This is a genomic window from Acidovorax sp. LjRoot118 (assembly GCF_964253575.1).
Taxonomy (GTDB): Bacteria; Pseudomonadota; Gammaproteobacteria; order Burkholderiales; family Burkholderiaceae_C; genus Acidovorax.
Window position 1 is genome coordinate 1,866,598 of record NZ_CAXURB020000001.1, and the last position, 23,060, is coordinate 1,889,657.

Genomic DNA, 23,060 nt, shown 5'->3' on the forward strand with positions numbered 1-23,060 from the left:
ACCCCGCACGAGTCTCAACTCCATGGCATTTTTCAAGTTTCGGTGGCCCGGTCAGAGTGAACCCGCACCGGCCGACAAGCCGGCCAAGCGCTCGCGCGCAGCGCCCCCCGCCGAAAGCATCGAAGCGATGCGCCGGCGTGCGCGCCACCGCCTCATTGGTGCGGCCGTGCTGGTGGCCCTGGGGGTGGTGGGATTTCCGCTGCTGTTCGATACCCAGCCGCGCCCCATTGCGGTGGACATTCCCATCGAGATCCCCGACCGCAACAAGACCGCGCCCGTGGTGGTGCCCGCACCCGCTGCCGCGCAGGCCCCATCGCCTGCGCCGGCCTCTGCGGCCGTGGCACGCCCAGCGGCACCGGCCACGCCCTCCGGCAGCCGCACTGCGGTGGGACAGGCCAGCGCAGGCAATGGCCTGAGCGAGGGCGAGGAGATCATCGCCAGCCCCAAGCCCGCGATGGTGCCCAAGCCGCCCGTGGTGGCCGCCGCGCCCAAGCCAGAGCACAAGCCCGAACCGAAACCGGAGCCGAAACCCGAGCCCAAGCCGGCAGTGGTGGCGGCCGCGCCAGCGCCCGCCCCGGCGGTGCCGGCGCGTGCCAACGACGAAGCCGCCCGCGCCCGTGCCCTGCTGGAGGGCCGCACCGCGGCGCCGGCCGCTGCCGCCGTGGCTTCGGCCAGCTCTGAGGATGCCCGTTTCATCGTGCAGGTGGGCGCGTTTGCAGACGCGGACAAGGCCCGCGAGGCGCGCACCAAGGTGGAGCGCTCCGGCCTCAAGACCTTTGTGCAGGTGGTGGATACCAAGGACGGCAAGCGCACCCGGGTGCGCGTGGGCCCCTTCAACAACCGGGCCGATGCGGACAAGGCCGCTGGCAAGATCCGCGCGCTGGAACTGTCGGCATCGGTGCTGACGCTCTGATGCCGGAGCAGGCTGCGCCGGTGATGGCCGCGCTGGACTGGGTTTTCGTGGCCGTCCTGCTCGCTTCCATGCTGATGGGGGCCTGGCGCGGCCTGGTGTACGAGGTGCTGTCCCTGGTGGGATGGGTGGTGGCGTTTTTTGTGGCGCAGTGGCTGGCCGACGATATGGCGGCCTTGCTGCCCATGGGCGAATCGGCCGCTGGCCTGCGCTATGCGGCGGGCTTTGCCCTGGTGTTCATCGGTGCGGTGTTTGCGTGCGGATTCGTGGCGTGGCTGGTCAAGAAGCTGGTGGAGTCCATCGGCCTGCGCCCGGTGGACCGCACTCTGGGTGCGGCCTTCGGGGTGCTCCGGGGCATGGTGCTGCTGCTGGCCGTGGCCGTGGTGGCGGGGCTCACGCCCCTGCACGAGGCTGCGTGGTGGCAGGAATCGCGGGGTGCACCGGTATTGACCCAGGTACTCGAAGGGTTGAAACCGGCGCTTCCGGAAGAATTTACGAGGCACTTGCCTTCGTGAGGCGGCAACGGCCAGAAGCTGTTGTCGTGGGTTTGCAGCGGGGATGTTCCCGCAAACGGATGGAAACGAACTATGTGTGGAATCGTCGGCGTCGTCAGTACCGCGCCCGTCAATCAGTTGATCTATGACGCGTTGCTGCTGCTGCAGCACCGGGGCCAGGATGCCGCCGGCATCGTGACCCAGCAGGGCCGCAAGTTCTTCATGCACAAGGCCAAGGGCATGGTGCGCGACGTGTTCCGCACGCGCAACATGCGGGCTTTGCCTGGCAATGTGGGCCTGGGCCAGGTGCGCTACCCCACCGCCGGCAACGCCTACAGCGAAGAAGAGGCGCAGCCCTTCTACGTGAACGCGCCTTTCGGCCTGGTGCTGGTGCACAACGGCAACCTGACCAATGCCCAGACGCTGCGCACGGAGCTGTTCCAGACCGACCACCGCCACACCAACACCGACAGCGACTCGGAAGTGCTGCTCAACGTGTTCGCGCACGAACTCGAGCGCGCCACCGCAGGCGTACCGCTGCGGCCCGAAAATGTGTTCGACGCTGTGCGTGCCGTGCACAAGCGCATCAAGGGCTCGTATGCCGTGATCGCCATGATCGCCGGCCACGGCCTGCTGGCCTTCCGCGACCCGCATGGCATCCGCCCGCTGGCCATCGGCCGCAGCGCGGACGGCAACGTCATGGTGGGCAGCGAATCGGTGGCGCTGGAAGGCACATCGCACGTGTTCGAGCGCAATGTCGAACCCGGCGAGGCCGTGTTCATCACGCTCGACGGCACCGTGCATTCGGCCCAGTGCGCCGAGAACCCGCAGCTCAATCCCTGCATCTTCGAGTTCGTGTACCTGGCACGCCCCGATTCGGTGCTCGACGGCATCTCGGTTTATCAGGCCCGCCTGAACCTGGGCGAGGCCCTGGCCAAGCGCGTGGTCTCCACCGTGCCGCCCAACGAGATCGATGTGATCATCCCGATCCCCGAATCGAGTCGCCCCAGCGCCACGCAACTGGCGCACCTGCTGGGCGTGCCGTACCGCGAAGGCTTCGTGAAGAACCGCTACGTGGGCCGCACCTTCATCATGCCGGGGCAAGGCGTGCGCAAGAAGTCCGTGCGCCAGAAGCTCAACGTGATCGCCAGCGAGTTCAAGGGCCGCAACGTCCTGCTGGTGGATGATTCCATCGTGCGCGGCACCACCTCGCGCGAAATCGTGCAGATGGCGCGCGACGCCGGTGCCCGCAATGTCTACCTGGCCAGCGCTGCGCCGCCGGTGCGCTACCCCAACGTGTACGGCATCGACATGCCCACCAGCAGCGAGCTGGTGGCCCATGGCCGCACGGTGGAAGAGATTCGCCAAGTCATCGGCTGCGACGCCCTGATCTACCAGGACGTGGACGGCATGAAGCGCGCCATCGGCTCGCTCAACAAGGCCATCGTTGGCTTTGACGCATCGTGCTTCGACGGCACCTATGTGACCGGTGACATCACTGCCGAAGACATCGCCCGCCTGAACGAAGGCCGCGTGGGTGTGGAAGAGAACGAGGAAGACACCTCTCGCCTGGCCCTGCCCAACGCCCAGGACGCTTGACGCGGCTTTGCCTTCAACCGGCTAACGTCGTTGGGGAGCCTTGCCGTGCTACAGCACTGTCTGCGGCTCCCCGCCTAGTTATCCGGCTGAATCCAAATCCGCAGGAGAGGTTTTGGTGCGGCGCTTTGTGCACCGCACGCCTTGCTCACTGAACATCCGCCCATGGGCGCGCCGATCGGTCGGGGCGCCCGTTCCGTTTCAGGTGCCCGGAAGCCCGGCCACGGCACGGGCACTTATCATTACCGGCATCGACCGCCGCCTTCGCACCTGCCCGCATCGCAGCAGGGCAGGGCGCCCCACCCAGCAAGACCTATGACCGACCAGAACAACACCTCCACCCCAGCTGCGGGCCGCGTGCGTACCCGCTTTGCCCCGTCTCCCACGGGCTTCATCCACCTGGGCAACATCCGTTCGGCCCTGTACCCCTGGGCCTTCGCGCGCGCCATGGGCGGCGACTTCATCCTGCGCATCGAAGACACGGACGTGGAGCGCTCCAGCCAGATCGCGGTGGACGTGATTCTGGAAAGCATGGAATGGCTGAGCATGCAGCCCGATGAGGGCCCGTTCTACCAGATGCAGCGCATGGACCGCTACCGCGCCGTGCTCGAAGACCTCAAGGCCACCGGCCTGGTCTACCCCTGCTACATGGGCATCGCCGAGCTCGATGCCCTGCGCGAAGCGCAGATGGCCGCCAAGGAAAAGCCGCGCTACGACGGCACCTGGCGCCCCGAGCCTGGCAAGACCCTGCCGGCCATCCCCGAAGGCGTGCAGCCCGTGCTGCGCTTCAAGAACCCGCAGGGCGGCGTGGTCGCCTGGGACGACAAGGTCAAGGGCCGCATCGAGATCAGCAACGACGAACTCGACGACCTGGTGATCGCGCGCCCCGACGGTACGCCCACCTACAACTTCTGCGTGGTGGTGGACGACATCGACATGGCCATCACCCATGTGATCCGCGGCGACGACCATGTGAACAACACGCCGCGCCAGATCAACATTTTCCGCGCCCTGGGCAAGGAGCCGCCGGTCTACGCCCACCTGCCTACCGTGTTGAACGAGCAGGGCGAGAAGATGAGCAAGCGCAATGGCGCCAAGCCCGTGACGCAGTACCGCGACGAGGGCTACCTGCCCGACGCCATGGTCAACTACCTGGCCCGCCTGGGCTGGAGCCACGGCGACGACGAGATCTTCAGCCGCGCGCAGTTCCTCGAATGGTTCAACCTGGACCACCTGGGCCGCAGCGCCGCGCAGTTCGACGAGGCCAAGCTGCGCTGGGTGAACGCCCAGCACCTCAAGGCCATGGACGACGAGGCCCTGGCTGCCCTGGTGTCGGCCCTGCTGCAAAAGCGCGGCGTGGCCGCAGCCGAGCTGGCTGATGGCCGCCTGCCCCGCATCTGCGCACTGTTCAAGGACCGCTGCGACACCACGGTGGCCCTGGCCGACTGGGCCCAGGTGTTCTATGGCGACGTGACCCCTAACGAAGCCGAGCGCACCCAGCATGTGACCGAGGCCATTGCCCCCGCCATCGATGCGCTGGCTGCAGCACTGGCCACTTGCGAGTGGAACAAGGCCGCGATCAGCGCCGCCTTCAAGCAGGTGCTGGCTGCACAGGGCCTGAAGATGCCCCAACTGGCCATGCCCGTGCGTGTGCTCACGGTCGGAACGGCGCATACTCCATCGGTCGATGCGGTGCTGGAATTGGTTGGACGCGAAAAAGTTGGCGTTCGTTTGCAAAACCGCTAAAAACCTGTCTATAATTCAAGGCTCTGATGAAGACGACATACACAGTGTGAATGAAGTCTGAAAAGAGTGGTTGAAAAGAGATTTTCGGCCACTTCAAGTGGGGGTATAGCTCAGCTGGGAGAGCGCTTGCATGGCATGCAAGAGGTCATCGGTTCGATCCCGTTTACCTCCACCACTTACATCGGAAACGGTTCGCAAGTTCCAAGGTTTTGACCCTATCGTCTAGAGGCCTAGGACATCACCCTTTCACGGTGAGTACCGGGGTTCGAATCCCCGTAGGGTCGCCAAGTTGTAGCGCTTGGCTTGTGTGGTGGCAACACCGCTGCAAGCGAAAGCTGCCTGCCAGGAGTGGTAGTTCAGTTGGTTAGAATACCGGCCTGTCACGCCGGGGGTCGCGGGTTCGAGTCCCGTCCACTCCGCCAGTTTATTGCCGTTGTGTGTCGCGTTGGTGGCGCACAGAGGTTTGTGGGGGTATAGCTCAGCTGGGAGAGCGCTTGCATGGCATGCAAGAGGTCATCGGTTCGATCCCGTTTACCTCCACCACGGTTTGTTGAGTCAGTCAGTGAGTTGGTTCCAAGGTTTTGACCCTATCGTCTAGAGGCCTAGGACATCACCCTTTCACGGTGAGTACCGGGGTTCGAATCCCCGTAGGGTCGCCAAGTTGTAGCGCTTGGCCTGTGTCACAAAGATGCAGGCGAAAGCTATCTACCAGGAGTGGTAGTTCAGTTGGTTAGAATACCGGCCTGTCACGCCGGGGGTCGCGGGTTCGAGTCCCGTCCACTCCGCCACCATTAAAGGGTTACGTCAGCAATGGCGTAACCCTTTTTTCTTTTCTCGCGCGGCGTGGGTATTAATCCGGTCTAGATCGCGCGGCCGCGCTGGCTGGTATTCAAGCTGCGTTGTCGCTGATTTACCGATAAGCTGTTTTCAGGGGAGGGGGCTCCGGTTCAGCGAACAGATGAGGGCAGGTAGCCGAAGCGCGCGCGAAAGCGCTCGGCAAAGCGCGCACGCGACTGGTAGCCCGAGGCCTGCGCGATGAGCGGGATGCTCCACGACGTGGTCTGCACCAGCATCATCGCGTGGTGCATGCGCACATCGACCAGCAGATTGTCAAAGCGCTCGCGCTCGTTCGCAAGGCGCCTGCGCAGCGTGGCTTCGCTCATGGCGAGCGCACGCCCGGCCTCATGGGCCGTCCAGCGCCTCTCGGGTGCCTCGCCGATCAGGGAGCGCAGACGTCCGGCGGTGCTGTGCTGCGCGCTTGGCGCAAAGACATGGCCGCGTTCAGCCAAGGCTGCAAGCAGGTCCATCAGCCGGTACTGGAGCCGCTCATCGCCCACGCGCTGCACCTCGACGCTGGCATGCACGTGCCGCAAGGTCGAGGCGAGGTCGTCGTCCAGTAGCAGTTGCCGAAACGGGGCTGGGTGCGGCTGCCGGTCCGCTGGGGCGGGTGAGCGGGCGCGATGGAATGCCTCCAGCAGCGGGGAGGCGAGCGTCAAGAGGATCGAGCGAAAGCGCTGTTCGCTGCCACCTGGTGTCTTCACGAGGTCCGCGCGGGTGTTGGGCTCGACGAGCAGCAGCGATGCCGGTGAGTCTACTGCCACCTGTGCAACGCCGTCGTCGAGATCAAGCCGGCCTGCCGTTACCAGCACCACCGCAGCCTCGTGGAACACGAAACGCGGCGTGTGCTGCGGCTGTTTCAGGCAGGGCTGCGCCAGCGTGCACAGGCTGCGCCGCAGCACGGGCGCACCCGATGGGAACTGCCAGGGCACGGGCGTGCCGCTGGCTTCTTGCGGCGAGCGCGTGCCGGTGGAAAAGACCTGCCTGGGCGCCATCGGGCCAATCGCTCAGCCAACCGATACCGCAGGATTGAGGCTGTACAGCCCCGTGATGCTGGCTTGGCCGAGCACTGGGGCCTCGGCCAGCGCCGCGCGCACGCTGGCGCCCGTCAACGGGCCTGCGACGGCGAGCGTGGGCGTGGCCAGTGCATAGACGGTGAAGATGTAGTGGTGCACCAGTGTGTCGTTCCACGGTGGGCAGGGGCCGTCGTAGCCGTGGTAGTCGCCCTTCATCTGTTCGTCGCCCGCGAACCAGCCGGTGTAATCGTTGATGCCGTGGCGCGCACCGCCGGGTGCGGCAGGACCGGGTTTGCCGCGCGGCGTCACCCCGTCGGAATGGCTGCCCGCCGCGATCTGCCGGGTATCGGCCGGCAGGTCGAGCAGCAGCCAGTGGAAGAAGTCCACGCGCGGCAGCGCTGCGGGCACTTCGCGGCCCTCCTGGTTCACGTCGTCACCGCGGCTGGGCACGTCCGGGTCGTGGCAGACCACCACGAACGACTGGGTGCCCTCGGGCACTCCGCTCCAGGCGAGGTGCGGGTTGCGGTTGGACGACAGCGCGACGTGCGTGGCGGCGTCGGGCACCGCGAACGCGAATTCGCCTGGGATCGCCTGGCCGTCCTGGAAACTTTGGCTGGTGAGTTGCATGGCTTGTGTCCTGTGTTGGGGGTGAGGGATGGATGCTGCCGAATTCTAGGGACATGCCGCGCCGATGACGTTCCAGGGCCAATCAAATGGACTCCCGATCCGCTCAATGTGACGGCATTTGAGCCTTTGCGTGGCGGCCGTGCCGTCAGCGGTCGTGCATCCGCTCTGCGCAGAAGTCCCGCACCACCTTCAGGGCGGGGGCTTCGGTGATGCCTTCCAGCGTGACGAAGGCAAACTGCGAAGTCAGCCGCAGCGGGCGGCTCAGCCGCAGTTCCGCCAGTTCGCCCCGGTCGATGGGCGAGCGCGCCACTTCGATGGCGCCCAGGAACACGGCGTCGGTGGTGCGCACCACTTCGAGCAGGCAGGCCGCCTCGTCCGACTGGAGCTGGATGGCTTCGTTGAAGTGCACGGACTGGCCGAAGTGGGCATTGAGGCTTTGCACCGCCTCGTCGCTCAGGCCCGTGCCGCTGGCGGCCAGCGGGTACTGGCGCAATTGGGCGAACGACACCTGCGCGGCCCCCTGCAGCGGATGGCCGCTGCGGCAGACGAAGCCCAGGCGCATTTCCGGGAACAGGTCCACGTTGAGGTCGTCGTACGGGGGCAGGGAGCGCCGGTGGATCACCAGCGCGTCTAGGTGCCTGGCGCGCAGGCTCTGCAACTGCAGCTCCGCCGGGCCGCTGGAGAGCTGCACCTTGATGCGCGGGTGGTGCGCAAGCATGTGCTGCAACAGCGGCACGGCCAGCATCGCCGTGGGCGCAGGGCCCAGGCCCAGCTTCACGGTGCCGACTTCCAGACCGGCTAGCAGGCTGGCACTGCGTTTGAGCTCGGACAGCTCCAGCCCGATGCGCCGGGAGCGCGCAGCGACCAGAACACCCAGCGGCGTGAGCTCCTTGCGCTTGCCGGCGCGCTCGATGAGCGGGGCACCCAGCTCGTCTTCCAGGGCCAGGATGCTGCGGCTGAGCGCGGGCTGTGTGAGGTGCAGCTGCTCGGCCGCCCGGCTGAACGAGCCGGTTTCGGCAACGGCGAGCAAGTGATCGAACTGCTGGAGGTTCATGCAAGTGCCTCGGATTTTATGAGGGTTGGTAATGAGATTTCAAATAATTATGCATTGGACGGCATGATTCGCGCTGCTTAGCATTGCCCTGCAATCAACTCACTGCGAAGGCGATCCATGGTTTCACATCCTCTTCTCGCAAGCCTGGCGATGGGCCTTTGCGCTCTGGCCTCCATGCCGCTGCAGGCCCAGCAGGCCTATCCGTCGAGGGCCATCACCGTGGTCGTGCCGGTGGCCGCGGGCGGTGCCGCAGATGGCCTGGCGCGGGCCTGGGCCGACCATGTGGGCAAATCGCTCGGGCAACCCGTGGTGGTCGACAACAAGCCCGGTGCCAATGGCGGCATTGCGGCCAGCTACGTCGCCAAGCAGCCTGCCAATGGCTACGCCATCCTGTTCGGCAGCACGTCGAACATGTCGCTCAACCGCTTCTCATACAAGACGCTCGCCTACGACCCGGTGAAGGATTTCGATCCGGTGCTGATGCTCGCGGGCACCTCGCAGGTGCTGGTGGCCAATCCGGCGTCGGGCATCAAGTCGCTGGACGACCTTGTCAGGTTGGCCCGCGCCAAGCCCGACTCGCTCAACTACGGGTCTGCCGGCAAGGGCAATTCGACGCACCTCAACGTCGAGTTCTTGGCGCAGCACTATGGCCTGCAGATGACCCACGTGCCCTATAAGGGCGCGGCCCCCGCCATGGTCGGGCTCATGGGCGGCGAGACCCAGGTCACGGCCGATGCCATCACCAGCGTGGTGCCCCAGGCCAAGGGCGGCAAGGTGGTGCCGTTGCTGGTGTTCGGCAGCCAGCGCTCACCGGCCTTGCCAAATGTGCCCACGGTCTACGAAGCCGGGCTCAAGGACTTCCCTGCCGGCGGCTGGTATGGGTTGATGGTGCCCAAGGGCACACCCAGAGAGGTGGTGGCGCTGCTGAATGCCGAGACGAGGAAGTTCTGGGCCGACCCGACCGTCAAGGCCCGCATGGACGCGCTGTTCATGGACCCGCCCATGGCCCTGGGCCCCGAAGCGGTCGCCAGGACCATGCAGGACGAGGCCCTGGTATGGGGCCCGATCATCAAGCGCCTGGGCATCCAGAACGAGTGAGCACCCTTCATGCAGCGCAATACGGTGTCCGACATGCCTTTTTCTCCTTCCATCGACACGGCCCCCACCGCACAACCCAGGGTGCACCTGCCGCGCAGCGAGGACTTCCTGCTCTGGTCGCCCCCCTTGCAGGCCTATGGCTACCGCATCGTGGACCAGCTCTTTGCCACGCGCACCATCCGGCGTGGCCCAGTCGCCAGACCTGTTGTGCGTGGCCGTGAACTGCAGCTGCACTATGCCCACGCGGGCGAGGCGCGCACGGTCGAGGACTTCATGGACCGCAACAGCGTGGCCGGCCTGCTCGTGATCCGCGATGGCCAGGTGGTGCTCGAGCGCTATGGCCTGGGCCTGCAGCCGGGTGAGCGCTGGAGCACCATGTCCACCGTGAAGTCGATGACGGCGCTACTGGTGGGCGCTGCCGTGCGCGATGGCGCCATCGGCAGCGTGGACGACCCGGTGGTGCGCTACCTGCCGCAACTGCAGGCGTCCGGCTACGCCGAGGTCACCGTGCGGCAACTGATGACCATGTCCTCGGGCGTGGCCTGGTCCGAGGTCTACACCGACAAGCAGTCCGACGTGAACCGCTACAGCAAGTCGCTCGCGGACAAGGTGCCGGGCGGGGTGCTGCGCATGCTGCAGGCCGTGCCCCCGCAGCACGCGCCCGGCAGCACCTGGCACTACAACACGGGCGATACCTACCTGCTCGGGTGCGTGCTGTGTGCGGCCACGGGGCAGACCCTGGCCGACTACATGAGCGCCCGCGTATGGCAGCCCTGCGGCATGGAGGACGATGCGTACTACACGCTCGAATCCGATGGCGGTCAGGAGATCGCGGGCAGCCGCGCGGGCATGTCTCTGCGCGACATGGGGCGGCTGGCGTCGTTGGTCGCGGCGTACGGCGTGCAGGATGGCGCGGCCATCCTGCACCCGGGTTGGGTGGACGCCATGGCCACCCGCGCCTTCGACATCCCTGAGGATTTCCATCCCGCCCGGCGCTCGTTGGGGGTCACGGGCTACGGCTTTGGCTGGTGGCTGACCGATGACGGCGCCATGCTGGCCATGGGCCATTCGGGCCAGCGCATCTACATCCACCGCGCCGAAAAGCTGGTGGTGGTGAATCTGGCGGTGTACCCCGAGCCGCGCTACGTGGGCGCACACGAGCACGACCGGGATGCGGAGCTGCACAGCTTCATACAGGCCTGCAGGGCCTGACCCGCAAGGTCTCTTGGAGAGGGCGGGGCCTGGTCCTACAGAAAATCAGGACACGGCCGCCATGGCGCGGAAGGTTGCAGCGCCCAGCATGCATTGATCCGCCCCCACAGGACAAAAACATGCAACAAGCGACTGCGCTGCCGATTTCCCGGCGCGATTTGCTGATCGTCGGCGCCGCTTCCGGCGCGGCGACAGCCGCCATGCCCGCCGACGCCCAGACACCCGTGGCGCCCCAGCCGCCCGGCGTCACCGTGCCCACCCCCATGGCCAAGGTCACGTTCATCGTGAACAGCCAGCCGCGCGAGCTGGAGGTGGACACCCGCACCACGCTGCTCGACGCGCTGCGCGAGCACCTGCACCTTACCGGTACCAAGAAGGGCTGCGACCATGGCCAGTGCGGTGCCTGCACGGTGATCGTGGATGGCCGGCGCATCAATTCGTGCCTGACCCTGGCTGTCATGCACGAGGGAGCGCAGGTCACCACCGTGGAAGGCCTGGGCACGCCGCGCAACCTGCACCCCATGCAGGCGGCTTTCGTCAAGCACGACGGCTACCAGTGCGGTTATTGCACGCCGGGGCAGATCTGCTCGGCGGTGGGCGTGCTCGACGAGATCCGCCGGGGCATCCCGAGCCATGTGAGCGCCGACCTCACGGCGCGGCCCCTGCTGTCGGCCGATGAACTGCGCGAGCGCATGAGCGGCAACATCTGCCGCTGCGGCGCCTATTCGAACATCGTGGATGCCATCACCGAAGTGGCGGCGGGAGCAAAAGCATGAAGCCCTTCACCTACGAACGCGCCCAGTCCCCCGCAGAGGCGGCCGCCGCCGTCGAACGCGTCCCCGGCGCCAGGTTCATCGCCGGCGGCACCAACCTGCTGGACCTGATGAAGCTGCAGATCGAAAACCCCGTGCACCTGGTGGACGTGAACGCCTTGCAGCTCGACAGGATAGAGCCCACGCTCGACGGCGGCCTGCGCATCGGCGCGCTGGCGCGCAACACCGACCTGGCCGCGCACGAGCGCGTGCGACGCGACTACGCGGTGCTCTCGCGCGCACTGCTGGCCGGTGCCTCGGGCCAGTTGCGCAACAAGGCCACCACGGCCGGCAACCTGCTGCAGCGCACGCGCTGCCCGTATTTCTACGACACCCACATGCCCTGCAACAAGCGCCAGCCGGGCAGCGGCTGCAGCGCCATCGGCGGGGTCACGCGCCAGCATGCGGTGGTTGGCACCAGCGCGGCCTGCATCGCCACGCACCCGAGCGACATGGCCGTGGCCCTGCGCGTGCTTGACGCCACGGTGGAGACCGTGCGCGGCGATGGCCGCACGCGGGTGATTCCCATCGCCGACTTCCACCGCCTGCCCGGCACCACCCCGCATGTGGAGACGGTGCTGGCCCCGGGTGAGCTCATCACTTCCGTCACGCTGCCCAAGCCCTTGGGCGGCACGCATATCTACCGCAAGGTGCGCGATCGCGCGTCCTACGCCTTTGCGCTCGTATCGGTGGCCGCCATCGTGAACCGCAATGGCACCGGCCGCATCGCCCTGGGCGGTGTGGCCCACAAGCCCTGGCGCGTGGCGGCCGCTGAGGCCGAGATGCCCCAGGGCGCCAAGGCCGTGGCAGCCAGGCTATTCGCTGGCGCGCAGCCGGCGCACGACAACGCATTCAAGCTGACGCTGGCCGAGCGCACCATCGCCGCCGTACTGTTGCAGGCAAGGAGCTGAGCCATGAAGTTCGATACCCCCGCCACCACCAACCCCATTGATCAGCTCAAATTCATTGGCCAGCCCACGGACCGCATCGACGGGCCCATGAAGACCAGCGGCACCGCCCCTTACGCCTATGAGCGCCACGACGCGGTGCAGAACCCCGCCTACGGCGTAGTGGTGGGTGCGGCCATCGCCAAGGGGCGCATCGAGTCCATGGACCTGCGCGCCGCACAGGCCTCGCCGGGCGTGATCACCATCGTCACGGCGCAGACTGCGGGCAAGCTCGGCAAGGGCCAGTTCAACACTGCCGCCTTGCTCGGCGGCCCCGAGATCGCGCACTACCACCAGGCCATTGCGCTGGTGGTGGCACAGACCTTCGAGCAGGCGCGGGCGGCTGCGCAATTGGTGAAGGTGCAGTACAGCCGCGCCAACGGCCGTTTCGATCTGGCTGCGGCCCGCCCCTCGGCGCAAAAGCCGCCCGAACAGGATGGGTCGCCCGCCGACACGCGCAAGGGCAATTTCGAGAAAGCTTTCGATACCGCCCCGGTGCAGCACGATGCGACCTACACCACACCCGACCACTCGCACGCCATGATGGAGCCGCATGCCTCCACGGCAGCGTGGAAGGGCGACAAGCTCACGGTGTGGACCTCCAACCAGATGATCGACTGGAGCGTGGGCGACCTGGCCAAGACCCTGGGCATCCCCAAGGACAATGTACGCCTGGTCTCGCCCTTCGTCGGCGGCGGCTTTGGCGGCAAGCTCTTCACCCGTGCCGACGTGTTGCTGGCCGCCCTGGGCGCCAAGGCGGCGCGCCAGCCCGTGAAGGTGGCGCTGCAGCGGCCGCTGGTGGCCAACAACACCACGCACCGGCCCGCCACCATCCAGCGCATCCGCATTGGCGCCGCCAAAAACGGCAAGATCAGCGCCATTGCGCACGAGAGCTGGTCGGGCGATCTGCCGGACGGCAAGCCCGAGACGGCGGTGAACCAGACACGGCTGCTCTACGCCGGCGCCCACCGGCTCACCGCCACGCGCCTGGCCGTGCTCGACCTGCCCGAGGGCAACGCCATGCGCGCGCCCGGCGAAGCTCCTGGGCTGATGGCGCTGGAAATCGCCATGGACGAGATGGCCACCAAGCTCGGCATCGACCCGGTGGAGCTGCGCATCATCAACGACACCCAGGTCGACCCCGAAAAGCCCGAGCGACCCTTCTCGCAGCGCCAGCTGATCGAGTGCCTGCGCACCGGTGCCCAGCGCTTTGGCTGGGGCCAGCGCCGGGCCGAGCCCGGCCAGGTGCGCGATGGCCGCTGGCTGGTGGGCATGGGGGTGGCGGCGGCGTTTCGCAACAACATGGTGATGAAGTCGGGCGCGCGGGTGCGCCTCAACAGCCGAGGCGTGGTGACGGTGGAGACCGACATGACCGACATCGGCACCGGCTCGTACACCATCATCGCGCAGACCGCTGCAGAGATGATGGGCGTGCCCATCCACAAGGTCATGGTGCGCCTGGGCGACTCGGCCTTCCCCGTGTCGGCCGGCTCGGGTGGGCAGTGGGGTGGCAACTCGTCCACTGCCGGCGTGTACGCCGCCTGCGTGAAGCTGCGCGAGGCCGTGGCGCAGAAGCTCGGCGTGCCGGTCGATGGCGCCGTGTTTGCCGACGGCATGGTGCGCTCGGGCGAGCGCTCCGTACCGCTGGCCGAGGCCGCCGTGGGTGGCGAACTGGTGGTAGAGGACAGCATCGAATACGGCGACCTGGACAAGAAGTACCAGCAATCGACCTTCGGCGCGCATTTCGTGGAGGTGGGGGTGGACGTGGCCACCGGCGAGATCCGCGTGCGCCGCATGCTGGCGGTGTGCGCCGCCGGCCGCATCCTGAATCCCAAGTCCGCGCGCAGCCAGGTGATCGGCGCCATGACCATGGGCGTGGGCGCCGCGCTGATGGAAGAGCTGGCCGTGGACAAGCGCCAGGGCTTCTTCGTCAACCACGACCTGGCAGGCTACGAGGTGCCGGTGCATTCCGACATCCTGCACCAGGAGGTGATCTTCCTGGACGAAACGGACCCGGTCTCCTCGCCCATGAAGGCCAAGGGCGTGGGCGAGTTGGGCCTGTGCGGCGTGGCGGCGGCTGTGGCCAACGCGGTCTTCAACGCCACGGGCGTGCGGGTGCGAGACTACCCCGTCACGCTGGACAAGCTGCTCGACAAGCTGCCTGAAGTGACCTGACGATCAGTTCGACAGCTCGCGCAGCAGCTCCGTCTCGATCTGGATCTGCCGCGCGTTGTTCTGCAGCTCGGGCCCCTGCACCAAAAAGGTGTCTTCCACCCGCTCGCCCAAGGTGCTGACCTTGGCCAGTTGCACGCTCAGGTGGTGGTTGGCGAGCACGCGGGCCACCAGGTAGAGCAGGCCCGCGCGGTCGCTGGCCGAGATGGCCAACAGCCAGCGCTGGGCCTTCTCGTCCGGGCGCAGGGTCACGCGCGGGGCTATGGGGAAGCTCTTGACCCGCCGCGACACGCGCTTGCGCGTGGGCTCGGGCAGCGGGCCGCCTTCCTCGATCACATGCACCAGGTCGCTCTCCACCATGTGGGTCAGCTCGCGGTAGTGGCCGGCTTGGTCGTCGGCCACGATCTGGAAGGTATCGAGCGCATGCTGGTTGTTGGCCGTGTGCACGCGCGCATCCAGGATGCTGAAGCCCGCGCGGTCGAAGTAGCCGCAGATGCGGGCGAACAGGTCTTCCTGGTCGGGCGCGTAGACCATCACCTGCAGGCCGTCGCCGGCCAGCGACTGGCGGGCACGCACCACGGCGCGCGGCGCGCCCACGTGGCGCGACAGGTGGCGCGTGTGCCAGGCGATGTCGGCGGCCTCGTGGCGCATGAAGTAGCTCACGTCCAGCGTGGCCCACAGGGCCTTGTGCGCCTCGAAGGGCAGGGCGCTCAGGGCCAGCAGCACCAGGGCCTCGCGCTTGCGCGCCTCGACCTCGGCGGCGGCATCGGGTGCCCGCCCGCCCAGGGCGCGCAAGGTTGCGCGGTACAGGTCTTCCAGCAGCTTGCCTTTCCAGGCGTTCCACACCTTGGGGCTGGTGCCGCGGATGTCGGCCACCGTCAGCAGGTACAGCGCCGTGAGGTAGCGCTCATTGCCCACGCGCTTGGCAAAGGCGGCGATCACGTCGGGGTCGCTCAGGTCTTCCTTTTGCGCGATGCGGCTCATGGCCAGGTGCTCGCTGACCAGGAATTCGACGAGCTGCGCATCCTCGCGGTCCACGCCGTGCTGGCGGGCGAACCGCCGCACCTCCATGGCGCCGATCTGCGAATGGTCGCCACCGCGGCCCTTGCCGATGTCGTGGAACAACGCGGCCAGGTACAGGATCCAGGGCTTGTCCCAGCCGCCGGCCAGTTGCGAGCAGAAGGGGTATTCGTGCGCATGCTCGGCCATGAAGAAGCGGCGCACGTTGCGCAGCACCATCAGGATGTGCTGGTCCACCGTGTAGACGTGGAACAGGTCGTGCTGCATCTGCCCCACGATGCCGCGAAACGCCCACAGGTAGCGCCCCAGCACCGAAGTCTGGTTCATGAGTCGCATGGCATGCGTGATGCCGGCGGGCTGCTGCAGGATGCGCATGAAGGCGGCGCGGTTCACCGGGTCGCTGCGAAAGGCCCCGTCCATCACGCTGCGGGCGTTGTACAGGGCCCGCAGGGTACGGGCCGACAGGTCCTTGAGCCCCACGGTGGTCTGGTAGAGCAGAAAGGTCTCCAGGATGGCGTGCGGGTCCTTCAGGTACAGGTCGTCGCTGGCCACCTCGATCAGGCCCGACTTCTCGAAGAAGCGCTCGTTGATGGGGCGCGGTTCGTGCGCCGAGGGGTTGAGCGACTCCTCGATGTTGAGCAGCAGGATCTGGCTGAGCTGCGAGACCGCCTTGGCCGCCCAGTAGTAGCGGCGCATCATGGCCTCGCTGGCGCGCATGGGCAGGCGTGAGCCGTCGGGCGCCTGCGAGCGGTAGCCGAAGGATTCGGCCACCGTGGTCTGCAGGTCGAACACCAGGCGGTCCTCGTGACGGCCGGCTGCGGCATGCAGGCGCGCGCGGATCAGGCACAGCACGGCCTCGTTGCGCTCAATCTGGCGCACCTCGAAGGCGGTGGCCATGCCGCTGGTGGCCAGCTCCTTCCAGGTGCTGCCCAGGCCGGCCGCGCGGGCCACCCACAGGATCATCTGCAGGTCGCGCAGGCCGCCGGGCGACTCCTTGCAGTTGGGCTCCAGCGCGTAGGGGGTGTTCTCGTACTTGTTGTGGCGCTGGCGCATCTCCAGCGTCTTGGCCACCAGAAAGGCCTGCGGGTCCATCTGTGCGCGGTACTGCACCTGGAACTGCGCGAACAGCCCGGTGCTGCCGCAGATCTGCCGCGCTTCGAGCAGCGAGGTCTGCACCGTCACGTCGGCGGCCGATTCGGCCAGGCATTCGGTAACGGTGCGTACGCTGGAGCCGATTTCCAGCCCCGCGTCCCAGCAGCTGCCGATGAAGGCTTCGAGCTGGGCCCGCAGCACGCTGCAGCCATCGGCGGCCCGGTCGTCGGGCAGCAGCAGCAGCACATCCACGTCGGAATACGGGAACAGCTGGTCGCGCCCGAACCCGCCCACCGCCACCAGGGCCAGGTCGGGGGGCAGCTCGGCCCGTCGCCACAGCTCCTGCAGCAGGGCGCCGGCCAGTGTGGAGAGCTTGCGCAGCAGCACCCGGATGCCGCGCGTGGAGGCGCCTGTGGCCTGGATGGAGGCCATCAGTGCCGCCTTGTCGCGGCGGTAGGCGTCCCGAAGGGCGTGGATGTCGGTCATGGACGATAGGGGCGTTGCAGTCGATATGGCCATGCAGTGTTCCACGCAAGAGTCGTGCGCAGCGGGGTTCCCGCTGACTTTTTATGTCTTTGTGGCGGTCACAAAGGACGGCAGCGGCGGCGAGCCGGCCGACAGCGTCATCACCTCATAGCCCGTCTCGGTGACCAGCACCGTGTGCTCCCACTGGGCCGAGAGGCTATGGTCCTTGGTGACGATGGTCCAGCCGTCGTTGCCATGGTCCTTCACCTCGCGGCGGCCGGCGTTGATCATGGGCTCGATGGTGAACACCATGCCGGGCTTGAGTTCGTCGAGCGTGCCCGGCTTGCCGTAGTGCAGCACCTGGGGCTCTTCATGGAAGCGCTGGCCGATGCCGTGGCCGCAGAACTCGCGCACGATGGAAAACCCCAGGCCTTCGGCAAACTTCTGGATCGCGTGGCCGATGTCACCCAGGTGGGCGCCGGGCTTGACCTGCACGATGCCGTGCCACATGGCGTCGAAGGTCACCGCGCACAGGCGCTTGGCGGCGATGGAGGTTTCGCCGATCAGGTACATGCGGCTGTTGTCGCCGTACCAGCCCTCCTTGGTGATCACGGTGACGTCCACGTTCACGATGTCGCCCTTTTTCAGGGGCTTGTCGTTGGGAATGCCATGGCATACCACGTTGTTGACCGAGGTGCACAGCGACTTGGGGTAGGGCGGGTAGCCCGGCGGCTGGTAGCCCACCGTGGCCGAAATCGTGCCCTGCTGGACCATGCATTCGGCGGCCAGCCGGTCGATTTCGTTGGTGGTGATTCCGGGCTTGATGTGGGGGGCGATGTAGTCCAGCACTTCAGACGCCAGGCGGCAGGCGACGCGCATGCCCTCGATGTCCTGTGCAGTTTTGATGGTGATGCTCATGGAGGGGATTATCCCATTGCGGGCCGGACGGCGCATGCGGTGGGGCGACGCCGGTTAAAATGGGAGGCTAACCGCCACCAAGCCTGCGTTTTTCGGATGGCGGCGGCGCCCACCGTACCCCTCACACCCCAACAGGCCGCTACCGTGACCTTGCACATGACCACGCTGGCGGGCGGCAACGCCCTCAGCACCTTTCGCGCCCAGCAACTCCAGCCTGCCCTCGAGGCCATCCACCCCAAGATCACTGGCATCGCTGCGCGCTTCGTGCACCTGGTGGCCACCGATGCGGCACCCTCGCCAGCCGATCAGGAGCGTCTGGCGGCCCTGTTGACCTACGGGGACCCCTATTCCGGCCCAGACAATGGCGCGGTCATCGTCGTCACCCCGCGCCTGGGCACGCTCTCGCCCTGGGCCTCCAAGGCCACCGACATCGCGCGCAACTGCGGCATCGCGATCCGCCGCGTGGAGCGCATCACCGAATACCGCGTGGCTCTCAAGCCCGGCCTCTTGGGCGGCACGCCCGAGCTGAGCGCCGACCAGGTGGCCCAGGTCGCGGCCCTGCTGCACGACCGCATGACCGAGTCGGTGGTGGCCGACCGCAGCGGCGCCGCAGCGCTGTTCACCGAGCTGCAGCCCGCCCCCATGGAGCATGTGGATGTGCTGGGCGGCGGCCGTGCCGCGCTGGAGGCCGCCAACACCCGCTTCGGCCTGGCCCTGGCCGAGGACGAGATCGAATACCTGGTCAACGCCTTCACCGGCCTGGCGCGCAACCCCAGCGACGTCGAGCTGATGATGTTCGCCCAGGCCAACAGCGAGCACTGCCGTCACAAGATTTTCAACGCCGAGTTCACCATCGACGGCGTGGCGCAGGACAAGAGCCTGTTCGGCATGATCCGCAACACCCACCAGCTGGCACCCCAGCACACGGTGATCGCCTATTCGGACAACGCCTCGGTGATGGAAGGCCACCAGGTCGAGCGTTTCCTGGCGCGCATGGGCGATGCCGGCACGGTGGGCTATGCCAAGAGCGAGGCTCTCCAGCATGTGCTGATGAAGGTGGAAACGCACAACCACCCCACGGCGATCTCTCCCTTCCCCGGTGCCTCCACCGGCGCGGGTGGTGAAATCCGCGACGAAGGCGCCACCGGCCGGGGCTCCAAGCCCAAGGCGGGCCTGACCGGCTTCACGGTCTCCAAGCTCTGGGGCAGCGAGGTCGGCAAGCCCGAGCACATCGCCAGCCCACTGCAGATCATGGTCGAAGGCCCGCTGGGCGGCGCGGCGTTCAACAACGAATTCGGCCGGCCCAACCTGGCCGGCTATTTCCGTGAATACGAGCAAAACGTAGGCGGCGTGCAGCGCGGCTACCACAAGCCCATCATGATCGCGGGCGGCGTGGGCGTGATCGACGCCGGCCTGACCAAGAAGATCGAGTTCCCCGCCGGCTCGCTGCTGATCCAGCTGGGCGGCCCCGGCATGCGCATCGGCATGGGCGGCAGCGCCGCCAGCTCCATGGCCACCGGCACGAATGCGGCCGAGCTCGACTTCGACTCCGTGCAGCGCGGCAACCCCGAGATCGAGCGCCGCGCACAGGAGGTCATCAACCACTGCTGGGCGCAGGGCGATGCCAACCCCATCCTGGCCATCCACGATGTGGGTGCGGGCGGCCTGTCCAATGCCTTCCCCGAGCTGACCAACGACGCCGGCCGCGGTGCACGCTTCGACCTGCGCGCCGTGCCGCTCGAAGAATCGGGCATGGCGCCCAAGGAAATCTGGAGCAACGAGAGCCAGGAGCGCTACGTTCTGGCCATCGCCCCCGGTTCGCTGGCCCAGTTTCAGGCCTTCTGCGAGCGCGAGCGCTGCCCCTTTGCCGTGATCGGCACCGCCACCGAAGAGCGCCAGCTGGTGCTGGAAGACACGGCCGTGGCCGCTGGCGACCAGAAGAACCCCGTCGATATGCCCATGAACGTGCTGCTGGGCAAACCGCCCAAGATGCACCGCGACGTGGCCACGGTGGAGCGCCAGTTCGCGCCCATGGACCTCACCGGCGTGCCCCTGCAGAAGGCCGTGATCGACGTGCTGGCCCACCCCACGGTGGCGTCCAAGCGCTTTCTCATCACCATTGGCGACCGCACGGTGGGCGGCCTGTCGCACCGCGACCAGATGGTGGGCCCCTGGCAGGTGCCCGTGGCCGATTGCGCCGTGACCCTGGCCGACTACAAGGGCTTTGCCGGCGAGGCCATGAGCATGGGAGAGCGCACGCCGCTGGCCGCCATCAACGCCCCCGCATCGGGCCGCATGGCCGTGGCCGAGGCCATCACCAACCTGCTGGCCGCGCCCATCGAGCTGCCGCGCGTCAAGCTCAGCGCCAACTGGATGGCCGCCTGTGGCGAACCCGGTGAAGACGCCGCGCTGTACGCCACGGTGAAGGCCGTGGGCATGGAGCTGTGCCCGGCCCTGGGTATCTCCATCCCTGTGGGCAAGGATTCGCTGTCCATGCGCACGCAGTGGCAAGAGGGTGGCGACAAGAAGAAGGTCACCTCGCCCGTGAGCCTGATCGTGAGCGCCTTCGCCTCGCTGGCCGACGTGCGCGGCACGCTCACGCCGCAGCTCGATGCGACCGAAGCCGACACCACCCTGGTGCTGATCGACCTGGGCAAGGGCCAGAGCCGCATGGGCGGCAGCATCCTGGGCCAGACGCTGGACCAGAGCGGCGATGTGGTGCCCGACCTCGACGACCCGCAGGACCTGGTGAACCTGGTCAACGCCGTGAACGCGCTGCGCGCCAAGGGCCAGATCCTGGCCTACCATGACCGCAGCGATGGCGGCCTGCTGGCCGCTGCCGCCGAAATGGCCTTTGCCGGCCACGTGGGCGTGTCGCTCAATGTGGACCTGCTGGTCACCGAAGGCGACGGCATCAGCGACAGCCGCATGGAAACCGGCGACGCCAAGAACTGGGCGACCCAGGTCAGCGCACGCCGCGAAGAACTCACGCTCAAGGCCCTGTTCAACGAAGAGCTGGGCGTGCTGCTGCAGGTGCGCACCTCCGAGCGCAACGACGTGATGCAGCTGCTGCGCGAGCACCACCTGTCGCGCTTCAGCCATTTCGTGGGCAAGACGCGGCCCGTGTCTTCCACCATCGACGCCGGCAAGGGCGAGCTGCAGGTCTGGCGCGATGCCAAGGCCGTGTTCAGCGCGCCGCTGACCGATCTGCACCAGGTGTGGGACGCCGTGAGCTGGAAGATCTGCCAGCAGCGCGACAACCCCGCCAACGCCGATGCCGAGCACGCCGCTGCCGGCGCCCCGGCCGATCCCGGCATGCACGTGCACCTCACATTCGATACGGCCGAGAACGTGGCAGCGCCGTACCTCAACCTCGCGCGCCCCAAGGTCGCCATCCTGCGTGAGCAGGGCGTGAACTCGCACATCGAGATGGCCTATGCCTTCACCGAAGCGGGCTTCGAGGCCTACGATGTGCACATGACCGACTTGCAGACCGGCCGTGCCCAACTGGCGGACTTCAAGGGCGTGGTCGCCTGCGGCGGGTTCAGCTATGGCGACACCCTGGGTGCCGGCATCGGCTGGGCGCGCAGCATCACCTTCAACCCGGTGCTGGCCGAGCAGTTCCAGGGCTTCTTCGGCCGCACGGACACCTTCGGCCTGGGCGTATGCAACGGCTGCCAGATGTTTGCCGAGCTGGCCGACATCATCCCCGGTGCGCAGGACTGGCCGCGCTTCACCACCAACCAGAGCGAGCGCTTCGAGGCCCGTCTGTCGATGGTGGAGGTGCTTGAATCCCCCAGCCTGTTCTTCCAGGGCATGACCGGCAGCCGCCTGCCGATCGCCGTGGCGCATGGCGAGGGCTATGCCAACTTCCGCTACCGCGGCAATGCCGACAAGGCGATTGCGGCCATGCGCTACGTGGACAACCACGGCGCGGCCACCGAGCAGTACCCCTTCAACCCCAACGGCAGCGCGGGCGGCCTCACCGCCGTGACCACGGCCGACGGCCGCTTCACGGCCATGATGCCGCACGCCGAGCGCGTGTTCCGCAACGTGCAGATGAGCTGGACCAGCGAAGACCGCACCCAGCTGAGCCCGTGGATGCGCCTTTGGCAAAATGCCCGCAAGTGGGTTGGCTGATCCGGTGGGTACGGCCGTTCAGGCCGTGACCGGGATCAAGGGACGGGGCTTCGGCCCCGTTTTTTCATGGGCGAGCCGTTTGCTGTCTCAACTGGCCAGTGCAGGCCGCTGGTAGACCAGCAGGCGGCCCTTGTAGGCCGGGCGGTCGTCCAGGGCCGGGTGGTCCAGGCGCTCTTCCACCACGGCGAATCGGTGCACGGCCATCTGCTTGTGGAAGGCGCTGCGGTTGCCGCGATCCGGGTCCACGATCCAGATCTGGGCGCCCACGCCGGCGTGGCGGTCAATGAAGCCGGCCAGGGTGGCGCGTGCGTCGCGCTCGTAGAGCACGTCGCTGCCCATGATCAGGTCGAACTGGCCGCTCACGGTGCTGGCGGCGGTGCCGTCGCCCTCGGTGCCTTCGGGTGGGTTCCAGTGGCCGGCGCAGTATTTCATGGGCGGCAGGGCGTTCAGCCGCAGGTTCTCTAGCAAAAAGCGGTCGGCCAGCGGGTGTCCGTCGCTGGCAGTGATGTCCATGCCGCGCCGGTGGCACACCAGGCTGGCCAGGCCCAGGCCGCAGCCGATCTCCAGCACGCGCTCGCCCGCCTTCAGCGGCCGGGTGGCCATGCGCTCAGCCAGTTGCGTGCCCGAGGGCCACAGCATGCCGAACAGCGGCCACAGGGCCGACGAAATGCCGAGCCGCTCGGCTTCGCCCAGCGGGTCAGAGAACTGCTGCCTGTCCAGCAGCGAACGGATGATGAGATTCGCAGCGCCCGCGATCGGGACGCTGTCTTGCTTGGTGAGGTAGCCTGGCATGGCCCGGGCGAGAAGCCCGGTATCAAGGGACCCCAAAGGTTGGTGGTGCAGCGCCAAGTATGCGCCTTTTGGCCTGTAGGGGCTTCCTTGCGTGGCCCGCAATGGGCTCCTG

Annotated in this window: 16 protein-coding genes and 6 tRNA genes; 16 read left to right on the forward strand and 6 right to left on the reverse strand. The window is 67.2% G+C overall.

Annotation, left to right across the window (positions count from 1 at the left end):
* Positions 1-22 precede the first annotated feature (22 nt).
* From ACSQ9E_RS08705 to ACSQ9E_RS08750, 10 genes are all read left to right on the forward strand, one after another.
* On the forward strand, positions 23-913 hold the full coding sequence (locus ACSQ9E_RS08705; protein ID WP_428000298.1) for an SPOR domain-containing protein: 891 nt from the start codon (positions 23-25) through the stop codon (positions 911-913).
* Between the two features lie 23 nt (positions 914-936).
* Complete coding sequence (locus tag ACSQ9E_RS08710; protein WP_057203839.1) at positions 937-1,425, forward strand: CvpA family protein; 489 nt, start codon at positions 937-939, stop codon at positions 1,423-1,425.
* Positions 1,426-1,497: 72 nt separating this feature from the next.
* Positions 1,498-3,003 carry an amidophosphoribosyltransferase gene (purF, locus tag ACSQ9E_RS08715; protein ID WP_179680798.1) on the forward strand — a complete coding sequence of 502 codons (1,506 nt, stop codon included), beginning with the start codon at positions 1,498-1,500 and terminating at the stop codon, positions 3,001-3,003.
* 312 nt (positions 3,004-3,315) lie between these two features.
* Positions 3,316-4,746, forward strand: coding sequence for a glutamate--tRNA ligase (gene gltX / locus ACSQ9E_RS08720; RefSeq protein ID WP_436217462.1), 1,431 nt, complete (start codon positions 3,316-3,318; stop codon positions 4,744-4,746).
* Positions 4,747-4,845: 99 nt separating this feature from the next.
* Positions 4,846-4,921 (forward strand) — tRNA-Ala (locus ACSQ9E_RS08725).
* Between the two features lie 36 nt (positions 4,922-4,957).
* Positions 4,958-5,033, forward strand: a tRNA-Glu gene (locus tag ACSQ9E_RS08730).
* 58 nt (positions 5,034-5,091) lie between these two features.
* Positions 5,092-5,168 (forward strand) — tRNA-Asp (locus ACSQ9E_RS08735).
* A 45-nt stretch (positions 5,169-5,213) separates the two neighbouring features.
* A tRNA-Ala gene (locus tag ACSQ9E_RS08740) sits at positions 5,214-5,289 on the forward strand.
* A 40-nt stretch (positions 5,290-5,329) separates the two neighbouring features.
* Positions 5,330-5,405, forward strand: a tRNA-Glu gene (locus ACSQ9E_RS08745).
* Between the two features lie 52 nt (positions 5,406-5,457).
* Positions 5,458-5,534, forward strand: a tRNA-Asp gene (locus tag ACSQ9E_RS08750).
* Between the two features lie 159 nt (positions 5,535-5,693).
* On the opposite strand, the gene ACSQ9E_RS08755 is transcribed toward ACSQ9E_RS08750, so the two are convergent.
* The 3 genes from ACSQ9E_RS08755 to ACSQ9E_RS08765 all read right to left on the reverse strand — a co-directional run bounded on the left by ACSQ9E_RS08755 (position 5,694) and on the right by ACSQ9E_RS08765 (position 8,280).
* Positions 5,694-6,578, reverse strand: coding sequence for a helix-turn-helix transcriptional regulator (locus ACSQ9E_RS08755; protein WP_436217463.1), 885 nt, complete (start codon positions 6,576-6,578; stop codon positions 5,694-5,696).
* A gap of 12 nt (positions 6,579-6,590) precedes the next feature.
* The gene (locus tag ACSQ9E_RS08760) at positions 6,591-7,226 is read right to left on the reverse strand and encodes a YbhB/YbcL family Raf kinase inhibitor-like protein (protein WP_436217464.1); all 636 of its coding nucleotides are present in this window, start codon (positions 7,224-7,226) and stop codon (positions 6,591-6,593) included.
* 145 nt (positions 7,227-7,371) lie between these two features.
* Positions 7,372-8,280 (reverse strand): LysR family transcriptional regulator, encoded by a 909-nt coding sequence (locus tag ACSQ9E_RS08765; protein ID WP_436217465.1) that lies wholly within the window; start codon positions 8,278-8,280, stop codon positions 7,372-7,374.
* A gap of 117 nt (positions 8,281-8,397) precedes the next feature.
* On the opposite strand from ACSQ9E_RS08765, the gene ACSQ9E_RS08770 reads away from it, so the two are divergent.
* The 5 genes from ACSQ9E_RS08770 (at position 8,398) to paoC (ending at position 14,524) form a co-directional block, all read left to right on the forward strand.
* The gene (locus ACSQ9E_RS08770) at positions 8,398-9,378 is read left to right on the forward strand and encodes a Bug family tripartite tricarboxylate transporter substrate binding protein (protein WP_436217466.1); all 981 of its coding nucleotides are present in this window, start codon (positions 8,398-8,400) and stop codon (positions 9,376-9,378) included.
* A gap of 9 nt (positions 9,379-9,387) precedes the next feature.
* Positions 9,388-10,590 carry a serine hydrolase domain-containing protein gene (locus tag ACSQ9E_RS08775; RefSeq protein ID WP_436217467.1) on the forward strand — a complete coding sequence of 401 codons (1,203 nt, stop codon included), beginning with the start codon at positions 9,388-9,390 and terminating at the stop codon, positions 10,588-10,590.
* Positions 10,591-10,709: 119 nt separating this feature from the next.
* Positions 10,710-11,366 carry an aldehyde dehydrogenase iron-sulfur subunit PaoA gene (gene paoA / locus ACSQ9E_RS08780; protein WP_057265768.1) on the forward strand — a complete coding sequence of 219 codons (657 nt, stop codon included), beginning with the start codon at positions 10,710-10,712 and terminating at the stop codon, positions 11,364-11,366.
* Positions 11,363-12,313 carry an FAD binding domain-containing protein gene (locus ACSQ9E_RS08785; protein WP_436217468.1) on the forward strand — a complete coding sequence of 317 codons (951 nt, stop codon included), beginning with the start codon at positions 11,363-11,365 and terminating at the stop codon, positions 12,311-12,313. Before paoA ends, ACSQ9E_RS08785 begins: the two co-directional genes overlap by 4 nt.
* 3 nt (positions 12,314-12,316) lie before the next feature.
* Positions 12,317-14,524 carry an aldehyde oxidoreductase molybdenum-binding subunit PaoC gene (gene paoC / locus ACSQ9E_RS08790; protein ID WP_436217469.1) on the forward strand — a complete coding sequence of 736 codons (2,208 nt, stop codon included), beginning with the start codon at positions 12,317-12,319 and terminating at the stop codon, positions 14,522-14,524.
* 3 nt (positions 14,525-14,527) lie between these two features.
* Here paoC and ACSQ9E_RS08795 read toward each other — a convergent pair whose 3' ends face one another.
* The gene (locus ACSQ9E_RS08795; protein WP_436217470.1) at positions 14,528-17,119 is read right to left on the reverse strand and encodes a [protein-PII] uridylyltransferase; all 2,592 of its coding nucleotides are present in this window, start codon (positions 17,117-17,119) and stop codon (positions 14,528-14,530) included.
* 81 nt (positions 17,120-17,200) lie between these two features.
* A complete protein-coding gene (gene map / locus ACSQ9E_RS08800; RefSeq protein ID WP_436217471.1) occupies positions 17,201-18,052 on the reverse strand; it encodes a type I methionyl aminopeptidase in 852 nt (283 codons plus the stop codon).
* A 108-nt stretch (positions 18,053-18,160) separates the two neighbouring features.
* Here map and purL point away from each other — a divergent pair, with 108 nt between their 5' ends.
* Complete coding sequence (purL, locus tag ACSQ9E_RS08805) at positions 18,161-22,156, forward strand: phosphoribosylformylglycinamidine synthase (RefSeq protein ID WP_436217472.1); 3,996 nt, start codon at positions 18,161-18,163, stop codon at positions 22,154-22,156.
* A gap of 87 nt (positions 22,157-22,243) precedes the next feature.
* On the opposite strand, the gene ACSQ9E_RS08810 is transcribed toward purL, so the two are convergent.
* Positions 22,244-22,948 carry a class I SAM-dependent methyltransferase gene (locus ACSQ9E_RS08810; RefSeq protein WP_057203585.1) on the reverse strand — a complete coding sequence of 235 codons (705 nt, stop codon included), beginning with the start codon at positions 22,946-22,948 and terminating at the stop codon, positions 22,244-22,246.
* Between the last annotated feature and the right edge of the window lie 112 nt (positions 22,949-23,060).

Excerpts from the sequence above, each read along its gene's own strand:
- ACSQ9E_RS08705 (WP_428000298.1), top strand. The coding sequence starts at position 23 with ATGGCATTTTTCAAGTTTCGGTGGCCCGGTCAGAGTGAACCCGCACCG.
- ACSQ9E_RS08710 (WP_057203839.1), top strand. The coding sequence starts at position 937 with ATGGCCGCGCTGGACTGGGTTTTCGTGGCCGTCCTGCTCGCTTCCATG.
- purF (WP_179680798.1), top strand. The coding sequence starts at position 1,498 with ATGTGTGGAATCGTCGGCGTCGTCAGTACCGCGCCCGTCAATCAGTTG.
- gltX (WP_436217462.1), top strand. The coding sequence starts at position 3,316 with ATGACCGACCAGAACAACACCTCCACCCCAGCTGCGGGCCGCGTGCGT.
- ACSQ9E_RS08755 (WP_436217463.1), bottom strand. The coding sequence starts at position 6,578 with ATGGCGCCCAGGCAGGTCTTTTCCACCGGCACGCGCTCGCCGCAAGAA.
- ACSQ9E_RS08760 (WP_436217464.1), bottom strand. The coding sequence starts at position 7,226 with ATGCAACTCACCAGCCAAAGTTTCCAGGACGGCCAGGCGATCCCAGGC.
- ACSQ9E_RS08765 (WP_436217465.1), bottom strand. The coding sequence starts at position 8,280 with ATGAACCTCCAGCAGTTCGATCACTTGCTCGCCGTTGCCGAAACCGGC.
- ACSQ9E_RS08770 (WP_436217466.1), top strand. The coding sequence starts at position 8,398 with ATGGTTTCACATCCTCTTCTCGCAAGCCTGGCGATGGGCCTTTGCGCT.
- ACSQ9E_RS08775 (WP_436217467.1), top strand. The coding sequence starts at position 9,388 with ATGCAGCGCAATACGGTGTCCGACATGCCTTTTTCTCCTTCCATCGAC.
- paoA (WP_057265768.1), top strand. The coding sequence starts at position 10,710 with ATGCAACAAGCGACTGCGCTGCCGATTTCCCGGCGCGATTTGCTGATC.
- ACSQ9E_RS08785 (WP_436217468.1), top strand. The coding sequence starts at position 11,363 with ATGAAGCCCTTCACCTACGAACGCGCCCAGTCCCCCGCAGAGGCGGCC.
- paoC (WP_436217469.1), top strand. The coding sequence starts at position 12,317 with ATGAAGTTCGATACCCCCGCCACCACCAACCCCATTGATCAGCTCAAA.
- ACSQ9E_RS08795 (WP_436217470.1), bottom strand. The coding sequence starts at position 17,119 with ATGACCGACATCCACGCCCTTCGGGACGCCTACCGCCGCGACAAGGCG.
- map (WP_436217471.1), bottom strand. The coding sequence starts at position 18,052 with ATGCGCCGTCCGGCCCGCAATGGGATAATCCCCTCCATGAGCATCACC.
- ACSQ9E_RS08810 (WP_057203585.1), bottom strand. The coding sequence starts at position 22,948 with ATGCCAGGCTACCTCACCAAGCAAGACAGCGTCCCGATCGCGGGCGCT.